This window comes from Corallococcus sp. BB11-1 (assembly GCF_026626625.1).
GTDB classification, from domain to species: domain Bacteria; phylum Myxococcota; class Myxococcia; order Myxococcales; family Myxococcaceae; genus Corallococcus; species Corallococcus soli.
Genome location: NZ_JAPNJY010000007.1, coordinates 115,322 through 129,359, shown reverse-complemented (window position 1 = coordinate 129,359; position 14,038 = coordinate 115,322). Strand labels below are relative to the sequence as shown.

Sequence of the window (14,038 nt, the reverse complement as noted above, 5' to 3'; positions counted from 1 at the left end):
GTGCCCAAGGTCACCTTCAAGAGCCCCCTGGCGGAAGTCGTCGTGGACGTGCCCCCGGGCACCACCCTGCTGGACGCCGCGGAGAAGGGCGAGGCCCAGGTGGGCCACAGCTGCGGCGGCGTGTGCGGGTGCTCCACCTGCCACGTGTGGATCCGCAAGGGGCTGGACTCGCTGAGCGAGCAGCGGGACGACGAGATGGACCGCCTGGACATGGGCTTCGACGTGCGGCCCTATTCCCGCCTCTCCTGCCAGACGGAAGTGGCCCAGGAGGACGTCACGGTGGAGATCACCGAGGAGTCCCTGGTCGCCTTCATGGATGAGAACCCGGCCATCCGCCGGCAGCTCGAATCCGAAGGGAAATGGCCCCTGAGGAAGTAGGCCAAAAACGGGGCTTGACCGGGCAGAAGAGGTTCTTTATACGTCTGCCCGTCGCAACGCCGCGCCAGCCCGCCCGGGTGGTGGAATTGGTAGACACACTAGATTCAGGGTCTAGCGCCTGCAAGGGCATGGAGGTTCGAGTCCTCTCCCGGGCATGAAGTAAAGAAGGGCCCCGACCACAAGTCGGGGCCCTTTTTGTTTTCCGGCGCGGGCCCTCCGGAGCGTCAGGGCGGCGCGGGTTCCACGGCCTCGTGCGCGACGTGGTGCGCGGCGGCGTTGGCCAGCCGGCCGCCCTTGCGCAGGTCCCGGATGCGCAGCTTGCTGTGGTGCACGGACAGCGCGCCCACGGACACCTGGCTGAGCACGGTGCCCAGGTGGGTGAGCGTGGCGAAGGCCGCCGCGGCCTCCGGGCTGGCGCCCAGGGAGCGCGCCGCCCAGCTCGTGACGAAGTAGTAGATGCCCATGCCCGCCGGCACGCCCGGCAGCGCCTGCCCCAGGGAGATGGCGCCCAGCACCACCGCGCCCGCGAAGAGGCCCCCGGGGATGCCAATGCCCTGCAGCGCCAGGCCGTAGGCCAGCGCGGAGGCGGACACCGGGAAGATGGAGAAGAAGAACACCTTCGCCATGCCCTTGAAGGAGCGCGCCGTGCCCAGGCCCTCCCCCACGTGGCTGAGGAAGCTCTCCACGCGCGGCAGGCTGTGACGCTTGTGCAGCCAGCGCCCCAGGGGCGCCGCCCAGTGGGCCAGGAGCACCACCAGGGCCACCAGGCCGACGCACAGCGAGATGGCCACCTTCAGCTGCCCCTGGAAGTGGGCCATCGTCGTGCCGAAGGGGCCCAGGAAGGACAGCGCCACCAGCAGCATCAGGCAGGCGAACTCCATCAGCTTGCACACGCCCACGGAGCCCAGGCCCCGGATGAAGGGCACGTGCTGCGTGCGTGACAGCAGGAAGGCGCGTGTCACCTCGCCCAGCTTCCCTGGCAGCGCGTTGTGGACGAAGACGCCAATGCCCACCAGGTGGTAGCGCTCCCGGAACGGGATGGGCTTGCGCAGGGTGGCCTGCCACTGCACCGCCCGCAGCGGGATGAGCGACGCCTGGAGCAGCAGGAAGGGCACCAGCCACACCAGGTGCCCGGGCAGGTCCAGGAGGAACTGGCGCAGCGGGAAGCGGGGCGTCAGCAGCGCCCCTCCCCCGGACAGGTTCCACTTGAAGAAGGCCGTGGACAGCAGGAGCACGGACAAGCCGAGCCCCACCACGGCGCCCAGCACCTTGAGCCACGTGCGTCCACCAGCGTTGGGAAGCCGCATGGTCCTCCCTTCGGGTTTCAATGCAGGATGCGAGGCGCGCCAGCGTCCAGGTAGGCCTCCGCCAGCCGCTCGTGCAGCCGCGCGCAGTGGCTCAGGCCGGACAGGTCCACCGGCCCGCTCGCGGGCCACATCACCAGGCTGTCGGACTCCACCCGCGTGAGGCCGCCGTGCGAGCCGAACTCCCACGCGAAGCCCACCGTGCCGCCCTTCTGGACGGCCTCTCCGAAGAGCACCAGGTCGCCCGCCGTCTCCATGCGCGGCAGGCCATGGAGGAAGTCCGCCACGGCGCGACGGCTGTACTCGGACGACAGGGGCGCGCGGTCCAGCTCCGCCGGGCCGTACACGCCCCCGCCCATCACCACCACCGCCTCGGCGCCCCGGCGCATCGCCACCATGCCGATGTCCGGGTTCTCCGTGGCCCGCGCCAAAACGTGCGGATGCAGCGCGAGCAGCTCGCGGGCCTCCAGCGGCGCGGGACGGCCGCTCAGGTAGACGTGGGCGAAGTTGCCGGCCTCCACCACCACGGGGACGAAGGGCTCGCGCGCGGACGTGTCCGGCGTCGGCGGTTCGCGCCCGTCGAGCAGGCCGCGCCGGACGTCCTCGCGCAGCGGCGGCGTGTCCCCCTGGAAGAGCACCGCCTCCAGGCGCCGGCCCTGGCGCTGCTCCAGTGGCAGGCTGTCCACGTGGCCGTGGTCGGAGATGAGGATGACGTCGTAGGGCTCCGGCGCGGCGCGGGCCACGGCGAACAGCTCCGCCAGCGACGCGTCCACGCGGTGCAGCTCCGCCAGCGCCAGCTCCGAGCGCGGCCCCCTCCGGTGGGCCACCTCGTCGAAGTTGCCGTACACCAGGTAGATGAGCGGCACGCCGCGCACCATGTCCACCAGGGACTTGGTGTACGCGAAGCTCCAGCCCAGCCGCTGCAGGAGGATGCGGCTCAGGAGGAAGCCCTGCTCGTGGCGCCAGTCGTTGATGGAGCGCGACCACTGCCGCACCTCGCGCACCGCCTGCAGGGACTCCATCCCGAACGAGCGCAGGAAGTCCCACGCACCGCGCGTGCGCGCGGAGCCCAGGCCCTGCATCTCGTATGCGAACGAGCGCGCCATCAGCTTGAAGCTGGACAGCGTGCTCATGCACATGCGGTTGGTGGCGCCCGCGTGGAAGAGCGAGAAGTAGGTGTGCCCGCCGTGGTCGAGCAGGCTGGTGCGGCCGTGGCCCCTGAGCCGCGCGTCGATGGCCATCGCGTCGCCCGGCGTGTTCATCTGGACCTTGCGGCCGAGCGAGCGGTCGTACCAGCTGTAACCCGGCAGGTTCGGATGCTGGAGCCCATAGAGCAGCCCCGCCTGGAAGAACGGCGTGGACGTGGGGGCGCCCCAGAAGGCGTTCTCCAGGTGGTACGCTCCCGAGCGCACGAGGTGCCCCACGAAGGGCATCCGCCCGGAGACAATCGCCTCGTCCAGCAGGGCCTTTGGCACGCCGTCCAGGTGCACCAGCAGCACGTTGCGTGCGCGACGCGCCGCAACGGGCGGAACGCTTGACCCGATGCGCCGGACAAGGTTGTTCGCCCAATTCCGTGAATTCTCGCTGACGAGTTCACTCAGACTTTCGCGCACGTTGACGGCTCCCCCATCCCGCGAGGCAAAATGGGCATTCAGGGGGACAGGAGCTTCTGGGGCCGTGGTGCTCTCTTGGAGAGCAGGCGGGCAGAACGCTTTCTGATCCCGGGCTGGAATCGATGTGCCCCCCTGGGGCTTCACGGGGTTTCGATGCTGGCTCCTGTCGTCCTCCTGTTCTTCCTCCTGCTGTCCCTCAGCGCCGTGGCGGCCGGCCGGACCGCGCCCGGGCTCCTGCCCGTGAAGAAGACGCCGGCCATGGACGGCATCGCCCTGCCCCTGGTGAGCTTCAGCTCCGACCAGGGCTTCGGCTACGGCGCGGTGGGCGGCATGTACCTGTACGCGCCCGGCAAGACGCCGTACGCGCATGCCCTGTCCGCGCAGGTCTTCTTCAGCTCGCGCGGCGCCATGAATCATTACGTCCGCTACGACGGCCCGCAGTTGCTGGGGCCCCTGCGGTTGGAAGGCCGGCTGGAGTACCGCAAGGAGAAGAGCAGCCCCTTCTTCGGCGCGGGCAACCTGTCCGCCCCGGACTTCCGCGGCGACGTGGACGACCAGCGCTACAACTACGACAAGGGCTCGCCGGGCCTCTGGGTCCGCCTGCGCGGCCGGCCCTTCGGTGAGACGCACCCGTTCCAGTCCTACGTGGGCTACGCGTGGCGCAACACCAGCGTGTCACCCTACGAGACGTCCATCCTCGCGCAGGAGAAGCCCATTGGCATCGAGGGCGGCACCAGCGGGCAGATCCTCGCGGGCGCGCTCTGGGACACGCGCGACGACGAGTCCGACCCGACGACCGGCGGCGTGGAGGAGGTGGCGCTGCGCGTGTCGGGCCTGGCCACCTTCAGCCGCTACCAGTACGCGGGCGTGACGCTGAGCGAGCGCCGCTACATCCGGCTGTCGCCGAGGCTGGTGTTCGCGCAGCGGCTCACGCTGGACATGCTGTTTGGCGAGGTGCCGTTCTTCGAGTGGATGACGACGGGCGGCGTCAACGTGTCCGAGGGCATTGGCGGCATGAGCAGCGTGCGCGGCATCGAGCGCAACCGCTTCGCCGGCAACGTGAAGGCGTTCAGCAATTCGGAGCTGCGCTTCCAGGCCGCGCAGATGTCCGTCTTCGGCCAGCAGCTCAAGCTGGGCGCGGTGGTGTTCCTGGACCTGGGCCGCGTGTGGCACCCGGGCGTGACGGATGGCAAGTGGCACGAGTGGCATCCGGGCATCGGCGGCGGCCTGCGCTTCTCGCGCCGCGCGGCCGTGGTGCGCATGGACTACGCGCGCTCCACCGAGACGGGCCGCCAGCGCTTCTACATCACGTTCGGCCACATGTTCTAACGGCCGGCCCGGACGCTCGCCCGGGCTTTTCGGCGTCGTCAGACGAGCGCGTCCACCCAGCCTCGGAGCCGCGGGTCCGCCTGCGCCTCACCGCGCACGCCGGGCTCCACGTCCAGCGTCAGCGTGAGGAAGCCGCGCGACTCCAGGCCCTGGCGCAGCTCCTCGCGGGCGCTCGCGTCCGGGGCGAAGAGGATGCACCCGTCCCCGCCGCCCGCGCCGGACAGCTTGCCCGCGCAGCCGTAGGACGCGGCGATGGCCAGCACCCGGCGCATGCCTTCGGTCTCCAGCGGACCCAGTTCCAGGAGCAACGCGTGCTGGGCCTTCACCGCGTCCGTGAAGGCGCGGAAGTCACCGCCGCCCAGGCCGTTTTCAATGGCGTGGCCCAGCGCGTCCGAGCGCTCCACGAACGACTGGCGCCCGGCCTCCGCGAGCTTCGCCTCCACCTGGGCGATGAGCAGCTTCGTGGACGCGCTCTCTCCGGTGAAGGCGTAGAGCATGGCCACGCGGGGCGCGGGCATGCGCCACAGGTCCACGGGCGGCGACTCCGCGAGCGCCGCGTGGAAGCGGCCGGTGTTGGCGGCCTCCGTCAGCGCGCCCACGTCGTAGCGCCGGTAGCGGGACAGGCCGCCCGCGAAGCTGGAGGCCACGTCGCCGCCGCTGCCCTTGCCGCCCTGCCCCAGCGTGTGCGCGACGAGCGCGAGCTTCAGCACGTCGAACTTCTCTTCCAGGATGAAGCGGGCGGCCTCCGCCGCGAGCACCGTCGCGGAGGCGCTGCCGCCAATGCCCAGCTTGTGGCCGCCCGGGCCCAGCGCGCCCGGCGCCACCGCGACGTCGAACCCCACGCTGGGCCTTCCATGCGCGCGCAGGGCTTCGTCCAGCGTGCGCGCCACGAAGGAGAACCCCGCCGGCACGTCGCGCTCCCACTTCACGCCCCGGGGCGTGGTGAGGCCCTGGAGCGTCCCCTCCTCCAGGCAGACGTGCACCCGCGAGTCCTGCCGCCTGCGCACGTAGGCGGCCGTGCGGGGCGCCACCGCGGCCACGCGCGACACGCCTCCCCACAGCACGGCGTATTCGCCGGAGACGAACAGCTTGCCGGGCGCGGAGAGGGCGCGCTCCATCAGAACAGGTGCTCCGTCAGCAGCGCCGCGTCCCCACCGGGCACGCAGCGCACCACGTCCAGCGCGCCGCACGCGCGGGCCATGGCCTCCGCCGCCACCTCGTGCGCCGCGTCCGTCAGCAGCACCGGGTTGGGCCCGGCGTCGAGCGTGAACCACACCGGCACGCCCTTCTTGCGCTGCTCGCGCAGGTTCAGGATGAGGCCCAGCGTGGCCGGGCTCAGGTAGCAGAGCGGCGGGTCGGCCGCGAGCGACGTGCTGTGCATGCGCCACGCGTTGCGCTCGCACAGTTCGCCCAGCGCCTGCAGGTCCTTCTTCGCGATGAACTCGCGAGCGCGGGGGACCTCCGCCTCCGCGTCCTTCACCCACGCCGCGTAGTAGGGGCTCGTCTCCACCGCGCCCTTCATGCCGTCGCGCGACTTCACTTCCTTCTCGCCGCGGTCGACGATGGCCACCACCATGCGCAGGTCCGACCAGTGCCCCGCGTCGAAGCGCTGCACGGCGTAGCTGTCCTCGCCGTCCGCGCGCTCGCCGCGCATCCACTCGCAGAAGCCGCCCTGCACGCTGCGGCACGCGGAGCCGCTGCCCCGCCGCGCGAGCACGCTGGAGGCGCGCGTGTCGGAGGGGAGTCCCGCCGCCGCGCGCCCCGCCACCGCCAGCGCCGCGAAGCCCGCCGCGCTGCTGGCCAGGCCCGCCGCCATGGGGAAGTCACCGCGCGACACCACCTTCGCGGGGCCCAGGTCGCGGCCCGCCTGCACGCGCACGGCGTCCAGCAGGCGCAGCACGCGGTCGCGCTCGCTGCCCTTCGCCGCGTGGCCGTGCAGCTCCACCTGGTCGGACGCCGCGCCGAACTCCACGGTGGTCGTCACGTGGATGGGCGCCAGCGTGAGCGACAGGCTGGACTGGTGCGGGAGGATGAGCGCCTCATCGCGCTTGCCCCAGTACTTCACGAGGGCGATGTTGGGATGCGCCCGGACGGTTGCTTTCATGAACGGTCTCCGTGGGGCCGCGGTCCCGCCAGCTGGCTGGCGAAGCAGCGCACGCCGTCGCGCGTCAGCTTCGCGACCACGGGCCCGGGTTCGAGGAAGAGGCCGATGACGGCGCCGCCGTCCCCCCCTGCCCCGGTGAATTTGGCGCCCAGCGCGCCCATGCCGCGCAGCCGGTACACCATGTCCTCCAGCGCCGGAGACGACAGGCCCAGCGCGCCCAGCAGGCCCTGGTTGACGTTCATCGCGTCCCCCAGGCCCTCCAGGTCGCCGGCCTCCACCGCCTTCGACGCCTCGGTGACGAGCCTCCCCACCTGCGCGAACAGCCGGCGGTAGCGCTCCGGCCACCGCGCCTGCCGCTCGCGCAGCGCGCCCACCGTCACCTTCGTGGGACTGCGCGCTCCGGCCAGCGCCACCACCACCGACAGCGCGCGCGGACTCTTCACCTCGCGCGCCCGGCCGACGACGCCCGCGGGCCCCTGCACCCGGCGGTAGAGGATGAGCTTCTCCTCCGCGCTGGTGGTGTGGTCCACGCCCGACGGCGTGCCGTGGAACTCCTGCTCCATCTCCCACGCCAGCCGGGCCGTCTCCTTGGGCGACGGGGCCCGCCCCGCCGCCTGGAGCAGCACGCGCGACAGGGCCACCGCCAGCGCCGCGGAGCTGCCCAGCCCCGCGGACAGCGGCAATTGGGGCTCCAGCGTCACCTTCACCTTCGGCTCGCCCACCAGACGGGCCGCCCGCGTGAATGCCTTGCGCATGAGGCGCTTCTGCGCGGCGTCCGCCGTCGCCGGCACGTCCAACTGGCAGGAGCGCGCGGGCACGCCCCGCGCCGTCACGCCGAAGCTCAGGGGGCCCGCGAGCGCGGGGTAGCCGTACACCACGCTGTGCTCGCCCAGCAGGATGACCTTGCCGGCACCGAAGGCGACCAGGGGGTTCGTAGCGGGAGTCATGAGACCGGGCACCGGACAAGGAAGGGGGGCGGGCACTCTACAAGCGCGCCGCCCCGCCAGGGTCTCCGCGCTGGAGCGCGGGGGAGCAATCAGCCGTTGGTGACGGTGGCCGCGACGCCGGGCGTTTCGAGGATCAGGCTGGCGAGGATCTCCTTCGCCTTCTCCACCTTCACGTGCCCGGCCTTCACCAGGAGGTTGGCGACCTTCTCCACGTCACCGCCGCGCGCGCCCGCCGTCACCGCGACGCAGCGGGCGTGCATGGCCATGTGGCCCTTCTGGATGCCCACCGAGCCCAGGGCCCGGAGCGCCGCGAAGTTCTGCGCCAGCCCCACCGCCGCGAACACCATGGACAGCTCGCGCACGCCCGACACGCGCAGCAGCTTGAGCGCCACCTGCACGCCCGGGTGCACCTTGATGGGACCGCCCACCGTGCCCAGCGCCAGCGGCAGCTCGATGCGGCCCACCAGGTGCCCCTCCTCCAGGTACCAGGTGGACAGCGGCCGGTACTGGCCCCCGCGGCAGGCGAACGCGTGCGCGCCCGCTTCAATGGAGCGCCAGTCCTGGCCGGTGGCGATGGCCACCGCGTCGATGCCGTTCATCACGCCCTTGTTGTGCGTGGCGGCGCGGTACGGGTCCGCCTCCGCGAAGCGGCTCGCCTGGGCGATGCCCTCCGCGATCGTCTCTCCCGGCAGGTCGAAGTCCGCCAGCAGCGGCAGCGGGATGCGGCAGGTGGCGCGCGCCAGCCGGCGATCCGACAGGTTGGACAGGATGCGCAGGTACACCCGGCCGCCCGTGACCTGCTCGATCAGCGGCGCGACACCCTCGGCGACGGTGTTGATGAGGTTCGCGCCCATCGCCTCCTGCGTGTCGATGAGGATGTGGACGATGAGCAGCGGCTCGCCGCGCGGGCCCTCCGGCGCGGGCAGCAGGCGCACCTCCACGTCCCGCGCGCCGCCGCCCCGGGCGACCATCGCCGGGTGGAAGCTGTTCGCCAGGGCGAGGATCTGCTCCTTCGCGTCCAGGATGCGCTGGGAGGCCAGGGTGGGGTCGCCGTAGTTCGACACCTGCACCTGGCCGATCATCATCGACTCGTCGGCCTCCGCGACGAAGCCGCCCGACTCACGGACGATCTTCGACGCGAACGACACCGCCGCCACGACGGAGGGCTCCTCCACCGCCATGGGCACGATGTAGTCGCGCCCGTTGACGTTGAGGTTGAGCCCCAGCCCCAGCGGCAGGGAGAAGGTGCCCACCGCGTTCTCGATCATCTGGTTGGCCAGGACGGGCTCCAGGGTGCCCACGCCGCGGAGCTGGCCCAGCTCCTCGTCCGACAGCCGGAACATGCGCCCGATCTGAGCGAGTCGCTCCTCCATGGGCAGCTTGTGGAATCCGGAAAGCCGCGACGTCACGGTGTCAGACATGTTGTTCCTTCCCAACCTGGGAGCCACCGTGCATCACAGGGCCGCCAACCAATCCTTCAAAGCTCCAGACACCACGCGCGGCCGCTGCCGCAGCTCCGCGACGTTCCGGCTTCCCGTCAGCACCAGCGCCTGCCGCAGGGCCGTCAGGATGACCTTCAGCGCGTCTTCCGCGCCCGCGAGCCCGCCCTGCTGCTGGGCCCGGAACAGCGGCAGCGCCATGCCCGCCAGGTCCGCGCCCAGCGCGAGCACCTTCGCGCACTCCAGCCCGCCCCGCACCCCGCCGCTGGCGACGAGCCGCGCCTGGGGGCCCACCGCCTTGCGCACGCTGGCGATGGCCGCCGCGGTGGGGATGCCCCAGCCGCTGAACTCCGCGCCCACCTGCGCCTGGGAGCCGTGCGCGCGCAGCTGCTCCACGCGCACCCACGACGTGCCGCCCAGCCCGGAGACGTCCACGTTGCGCACGCCCAGCTCCACGAGCCGCCGCGCCACGTCCGGGCCGATGCCGCACCCGGTCTCCTTCACCAGCAGCCGGTCGCCGAAGGCCCGCGCCAGCGCCTCCACCACCTGGTAGCCGCCCCGAAAGTCCCGGTCGCCCTCGGGCTGCGTCAGCTCCTGGCCGGCGTTGAGGTGCAGCGCCATGCCGTCCGCGCCAATGGCGTCCGCCAGCCGCCGCACGCCGTCCACGCCCAGGCCCACCGCCTGGTACAGCCCGATGTTGCCCACCAGCACCACCGTGGGCGCCACGTCGCGCACCGCGTACGAGGCCGTGCGCGAGGTGTCCTCCGCCATCGCGCGCTGGCTGCCCACGCCGAAGGCCAGCCCGTGCCGTTCGGCGAGCAGCGCCAGGTCGCGGTTCACGACGCCCGCGCGCTCCGTGCCGCCCGTCATGCCGGTGACGAGGAGGGGCGCCCGCAGCGCCTTGCCCAGGAAGGGCGTGGACAGGTCGACCTCGTCCGCCGCCATCTCCGGCATGGCGCAGTGGATGAGGTGGACGTGCTCCAGCAGGGTCGAATTCTGCGCGGGCTCCACGTCGCCGGTCGCGCACAGGTCGAGGTGGGCATCCTTGCGCCTGGCTGTCGTCTCGTCGCCCATGTCCCGGAAGGCCGCCCGCTCTGTCATTGCAAAAAACGTGTAATTCCGTGGGATTCCTAGCAAGTGGCGGGGCCGGGGTGCAAGACAAAGGGCCCGGTCGGTCGTCGCTCGCGGGTGGATGGACGGCACGGCTTCTGGACGGTATGAGCCCGTGCGTGAGCGCGCCGGACACCAGGGTCGTCGTCTTCCTGCACAGTGGCGAATACGACCGGGTGCACCAGGGGCTGTCCATCGCGGCGGCGGCGGTGGCCTCCGGGCGGCGCGCGGAGGTGTACCTGTTCTGGTGGGCCCTGGAGCGTTTCCTGCTGGACCGTCTGGACGAGCCTGACTTCACCGGCCGCGACGACGTCTCCGACCGCTTCGAGTCCCGCCGCATGCCCACCCTGCGCGCCCTGCTGGAACACATCCGGGAGACGGGGCTCTGCACGGTGGCCGGCTGCACGGGCTCGCTCGGTGCCCTGGGGGGCGAGCCGAAGGCGGGCGACAGCGGCATCGACGTGTGGCTGGGCTGGAGCGCCATCCTCCAGCGTACGGCGGGCGTGACGGATCGTTTCTACCTTTGAGGAAATGAGGAAATCCGCTCGCTGAAGCGGGAAGCCGCCGGGTTGACGCGGGGACGCCTTCATTGACGGCCCCCCGCGCCTGCTTACGTTTCGTGGGTCCCCCTCTTCTGGACGGGACGAAAGGCACGGAACGAGGACCATGGCGCGGCGTGACCCCCACATGACATCCCGAGGACCGGCCGCACCGGCGCTCAAGGGCGGCGGGTGGCACCGGCTGGGCAACGCTTTGAAGACGACCGTCCTGCTGGCCGGGTTGACGGCGCTGGTGCTCGTCATCGGCCAGCGGCTGGGCGGCGCGCAGGGGCTCGCGATGGCGGGCCTCTTCGCGGTGGTGATGAACTTCGGCTCCTACTGGTTCAGCGACCGCATCGCGCTGGCCATCCATGGCGCGCAGCCCCTGCCCTATGAGCAGGCGCCGTGGCTGCATGAGATGGTGGAGCGCCTGTCCGCCCGCGCGGGCATGCCGAAGCCGAAGGTGTACCTGCTGCCCACGCAGCAGCCCAACGCCTTCGCCACGGGCCGCAGCCCGAGCCACGCGGCGGTGGCGGTGACGGCGGGCATCGTGGACATCCTGGACCGGCGCGAGCTGGAGGGCGTGCTGGCGCACGAGATTGGCCACGTGCGCAACCGGGACACGCTCATCGGCACGGTGGCGGCCACGCTCGCGGGCGTCATCAGCTACGCGGCGCAGATGCTCTTCTGGTTCGGCGGCAGCATGCTCAGCCGCGGCGACGACGAGGAGGGCGGCGGCATCGCCGGGGCCATGTCCAACCTGGGCCTGCTGCTGGTGGCGCCCATCGCGGCCACGCTGCTGCAGTTGGCGGTGAGCCGCTCGCGCGAGTACGGCGCGGACGCCACGGGCGCGGAGCTGTGCGGGGATCCGGACGCGCTGGCCAGCGCCCTCTTGAAGATGGAGCGCGCCGCGGAGGCCATTCCGTATGATCGGGCCCCCGCCACGTCGCATCTGTTCATCGTGAACCCGCTGCACCACGGCGGGGTGATGTCGCTGTTCAGCACGCACCCGCCCATCCCGGAGCGCGTGCGCCGGCTGCGCGCGATGAGCGCACGCCTTGGCGGCCGGGCGCGCGGCGGCTGGGAGTACGCGTACTAGCGGGCGGATTCAGGAGCCCCGGCCGGCGCGTCGAAGAAGTCGGCCGGGTGCTCCAGCAGCTCGCGCAGCGTGTTGGCGATGACGCCCGCGTGGTAGCCGTCAATGAAGCGGTGATCGAAGGACGCGTTGAGGCTCATCACGCGGCCGGGCACCACCTTCCCGTCCTCCACCACCGCCACCTCCCGCACCGCGCCGGGCGCGAGGAAGATGGGCACGCGGGTGAACGGCGCGAGCGGCAGGTAGGCGGTGTCCAGGCCCAGCGTGCCCGCGTCCACGACCACCGCGGAGCCGAACGGATCTCTTGGCAGCCCCAGCCAGCCGGGGTCCACGTTCAGCGTGTACGACAGGAACGACAGCAGCCCCGTGAAGCGGCGGAGGAGCAGCGACGGGACGCGCTGGAGCAGTCCCCTGCCCCGCTCCAGCCCGGCGTCGCGCCCTTCCCGCGCCCGCGCCACTGCGGCCTCCAGCTCCAGCGCGACGGCGTGCACGCTCTTGCGGTCCACGTCCTGGATGCGCGCGGGCGTGAGGCCGGGCCGGCACGGGTCTCCGTCCGGCACCAGCGCGCACAGGGTGACGTGCTGGCGCAGGTAGATGCGCTGGAAGCGCAGCAGCGCGTTGGCGTCCGGGCACCGGCGCAGCGCTTCGCCCAGGGCCTTGAGCACCAGGTGCAGGGGGGTGAGGCGGACACCGGTGCGCTGGTGGAAGGCGTCCAGGTACGCCAGCGCCGCGTCCATGCGCACCGTCAAGGTGCCGTAGACGGTGGGGTCGTACGCGGTCGCCCAGCTGCCGATGGCGAGCTTGCGGAAGCTCGACACGTCGCGCTTCGGCTTCAGCTCCAGGTGCGCCATGGGCTTTCGTGGACTCCCCTGAAGGACGCCTTCAGCCTCCTGTTTACGGATTCGCCGGGGCGCGCGCCAGGACCGTGCCGGCGAGGGGCGGCGCACGGCAGGCGGGGCTTCGAGGCCCGGCCGGCGCGGCTGGAGCCCGGGATGTGTCTGCCAGTGAAGCCTTGACGCGCCATGTCCCGGCGGTAGGCTGCCCCGCTTTTTGCATCCTTCTGTGGAGGTTGTTCCCTTGGTCGTTGCTCTCATCCTGGTATCGATCGGTTTCGCCGTGACGCTCGGCCTGCTGCTCTTCGGAGACAAGGGCGGCGCTTCGGGCGGTACCGCGAACCGTCCGTCGGTCTCATCGCCCTCGTTCCGTGGGGAGCTGGAGTCGGAGACCAAGGCTCGCGCCAAGGCGGAGTCGGAGGTCCAGCGCAAGCAGAAGGAGCTGGACGAACAGCGCGCGCAGCTCCAGGAGGTCAAGGAGCAGCTCAAGCAGACGAAGCGCAAGCTCTTCGACCAGAAGGAAGGCGACAAGGGTGCTCAGGACCTGGTCAAGGCCCGCGCCGAGGTGGAGCGCAACGCCAGCATCCAGCTCGCGCAGACGCGCGAGGAGCTGTCGCACGCGCTGACGGAGAACGCCAAGCTGCGCGCCGAGGCCGAGTCGCGCGGTGGCAACCGCCGCCGTGAGGCCCCCGCCCCCGTGCAGGCGACGACGTCCGCGCCGGTGGCGGTCGCCGCCCCCGCGTCGGCGGACCTCATCGCCGCGCCCGCGAGCGAGCCCGTGGTGAGCGCGGCGGTGTCGGTGCCGGCCACGCCGGTGGCCCCTGCCGAGCCCGTGCGCCGCTACCGCGAGCTGAACGACGCGGACCGCGAGAAGATGGACCGGCTGGAGACGGCGGCGAACAAGGACCGCCTGCGCGCCGTGGAGCTGGAGAAGGAGCTGCGCCGCATCAAGGGCCGCGCCGACACCCAGGCGCGCATCCTGGCCGTGACGAAGTCCGAGGCAGACCTGGGCAAGGACAAGTACAAGGCCCTGGAGAAGCGCCTGAACCGGACGCTGCTGGAGCGCGACCTGCTTCGCCGGGCCATCAAGGACCTGGAGAAGAAGACGGGCATGCTCGCCGACCGCACGGAGCTGACCCCGGACGAGGTCGCCGCCAGCGACCAGCGCAGCGACGAGGTCGCCCGCGCCCGCGCCGAAGCGGAGGCCCGCGCCGCCGCTCCGGCCACGCCGACCGAGGCCGCCCCCGTGGAGACGGCCGCCGCCCCGGCCTCCACCGAGGGCGAGGCGAAGCCCTCCGAGGCCCCGCCGACCAACGCCTGAGCGAAGTAGAGGCTTGAAGCACCGA

The 14,038-nt window shown here is 71.9% G+C and carries 13 protein-coding genes and 1 tRNA gene; 6 read left to right on the top strand and 8 right to left on the bottom strand.

The window, feature by feature from the left end; all coding sequences use genetic code 11:
* Complete coding sequence (locus OV207_RS07570) at positions 1-378, top strand: 2Fe-2S iron-sulfur cluster-binding protein (RefSeq protein WP_193348049.1); 378 nt, start codon at positions 1-3, stop codon at positions 376-378.
* A gap of 71 nt (positions 379-449) precedes the next feature.
* Positions 450-533, top strand: a tRNA-Leu gene (locus OV207_RS07565).
* A gap of 69 nt (positions 534-602) precedes the next feature.
* Here OV207_RS07565 and OV207_RS07560 read toward each other — a convergent pair.
* Positions 603-1,685 (bottom strand): lysylphosphatidylglycerol synthase transmembrane domain-containing protein, encoded by a 1,083-nt coding sequence (locus OV207_RS07560; protein WP_267553823.1) that lies wholly within the window; start codon positions 1,683-1,685, stop codon positions 603-605.
* Between the two features lie 17 nt (positions 1,686-1,702).
* Positions 1,703-3,181, bottom strand: coding sequence for an alkaline phosphatase family protein (locus tag OV207_RS07555; protein ID WP_420715188.1), 1,479 nt, complete (start codon positions 3,179-3,181; stop codon positions 1,703-1,705).
* A gap of 267 nt (positions 3,182-3,448) precedes the next feature.
* Here OV207_RS07555 and omp85 point away from each other — a divergent pair, with 267 nt between their 5' ends.
* Positions 3,449-4,624 carry an Omp85 family outer membrane protein gene (gene omp85, locus OV207_RS07550; protein WP_267553820.1) on the top strand — a complete coding sequence of 392 codons (1,176 nt, stop codon included), beginning with the start codon at positions 3,449-3,451 and terminating at the stop codon, positions 4,622-4,624.
* 38 nt (positions 4,625-4,662) lie between these two features.
* On the opposite strand, the gene OV207_RS07545 is transcribed toward omp85, so the two are convergent.
* The 5 genes from OV207_RS07545 to fni form a co-directional block, all read right to left on the bottom strand.
* Positions 4,663-5,742 carry a mevalonate kinase gene (locus tag OV207_RS07545; RefSeq protein WP_267553819.1) on the bottom strand — a complete coding sequence of 360 codons (1,080 nt, stop codon included), beginning with the start codon at positions 5,740-5,742 and terminating at the stop codon, positions 4,663-4,665.
* The gene (gene mvaD / locus OV207_RS07540) at positions 5,742-6,728 is read right to left on the bottom strand and encodes a diphosphomevalonate decarboxylase (protein ID WP_267553818.1); all 987 of its coding nucleotides are present in this window, start codon (positions 6,726-6,728) and stop codon (positions 5,742-5,744) included. Before mvaD ends, OV207_RS07545 begins: the two co-directional genes overlap by 1 nt.
* The gene (gene mvk / locus OV207_RS07535; protein WP_267553816.1) at positions 6,725-7,675 is read right to left on the bottom strand and encodes a mevalonate kinase; all 951 of its coding nucleotides are present in this window, start codon (positions 7,673-7,675) and stop codon (positions 6,725-6,727) included. Before mvk ends, mvaD begins: the two co-directional genes overlap by 4 nt.
* 89 nt (positions 7,676-7,764) lie before the next feature.
* A complete protein-coding gene (locus tag OV207_RS07530) occupies positions 7,765-9,096 on the bottom strand; it encodes a hydroxymethylglutaryl-CoA reductase, degradative (protein ID WP_267553815.1) in 1,332 nt (443 codons plus the stop codon).
* Between the two features lie 33 nt (positions 9,097-9,129).
* Entirely contained in the window at positions 9,130-10,188 is a 1,059-nt protein-coding gene (fni, locus tag OV207_RS07525; protein ID WP_267554404.1) for a type 2 isopentenyl-diphosphate Delta-isomerase, read from the bottom strand.
* A 143-nt stretch (positions 10,189-10,331) separates the two neighbouring features.
* Here fni and OV207_RS07520 point away from each other — a divergent pair, with 143 nt between their 5' ends.
* Entirely contained in the window at positions 10,332-10,751 is a 420-nt protein-coding gene (locus OV207_RS07520; RefSeq protein WP_324291507.1) for a hypothetical protein, read from the top strand.
* A 160-nt stretch (positions 10,752-10,911) separates the two neighbouring features.
* Positions 10,912-11,862 carry a zinc metalloprotease HtpX gene (locus OV207_RS07515; protein ID WP_267553813.1) on the top strand — a complete coding sequence of 317 codons (951 nt, stop codon included), beginning with the start codon at positions 10,912-10,914 and terminating at the stop codon, positions 11,860-11,862.
* Here OV207_RS07515 and OV207_RS07510 read toward each other — a convergent pair.
* The gene (locus tag OV207_RS07510; protein ID WP_267553811.1) at positions 11,859-12,710 is read right to left on the bottom strand and encodes a 2-oxo acid dehydrogenase subunit E2; all 852 of its coding nucleotides are present in this window, start codon (positions 12,708-12,710) and stop codon (positions 11,859-11,861) included. The two genes, OV207_RS07515 and OV207_RS07510, sit on opposite strands and share 4 nt — an antisense overlap.
* Before the next feature lie 226 nt (positions 12,711-12,936).
* On the opposite strand from OV207_RS07510, the gene OV207_RS07505 reads away from it, so the two are divergent.
* The gene (locus OV207_RS07505) at positions 12,937-14,013 is read left to right on the top strand and encodes a cell envelope biogenesis protein TolA (protein ID WP_267553810.1); all 1,077 of its coding nucleotides are present in this window, start codon (positions 12,937-12,939) and stop codon (positions 14,011-14,013) included.
* Positions 14,014-14,038 lie beyond the last annotated feature (25 nt).

Bases quoted from the DNA above. Each gene is read 5' to 3' on its own strand.
- omp85 (WP_267553820.1), top strand. From the start codon at position 3,449: ATGCTGGCTCCTGTCGTCCTCCTGTTCTTCCTCCTGCTGTCCCTCAGC.
- OV207_RS07545 (WP_267553819.1), bottom strand. From the start codon at position 5,742: ATGGAGCGCGCCCTCTCCGCGCCCGGCAAGCTGTTCGTCTCCGGCGAA.
- OV207_RS07510 (WP_267553811.1), bottom strand. From the start codon at position 12,710: ATGGCGCACCTGGAGCTGAAGCCGAAGCGCGACGTGTCGAGCTTCCGC.
- fni (WP_267554404.1), bottom strand. From the start codon at position 10,188: ATGGGCGACGAGACGACAGCCAGGCGCAAGGATGCCCACCTCGACCTG.
- OV207_RS07520 (WP_324291507.1), top strand. From the start codon at position 10,332: ATGAGCCCGTGCGTGAGCGCGCCGGACACCAGGGTCGTCGTCTTCCTG.
- mvaD (WP_267553818.1), bottom strand. From the start codon at position 6,728: ATGAAAGCAACCGTCCGGGCGCATCCCAACATCGCCCTCGTGAAGTAC.
- OV207_RS07515 (WP_267553813.1), top strand. From the start codon at position 10,912: ATGACATCCCGAGGACCGGCCGCACCGGCGCTCAAGGGCGGCGGGTGG.
- OV207_RS07560 (WP_267553823.1), bottom strand. From the start codon at position 1,685: ATGCGGCTTCCCAACGCTGGTGGACGCACGTGGCTCAAGGTGCTGGGC.
- OV207_RS07530 (WP_267553815.1), bottom strand. From the start codon at position 9,096: ATGTCTGACACCGTGACGTCGCGGCTTTCCGGATTCCACAAGCTGCCC.
- mvk (WP_267553816.1), bottom strand. From the start codon at position 7,675: ATGACTCCCGCTACGAACCCCCTGGTCGCCTTCGGTGCCGGCAAGGTC.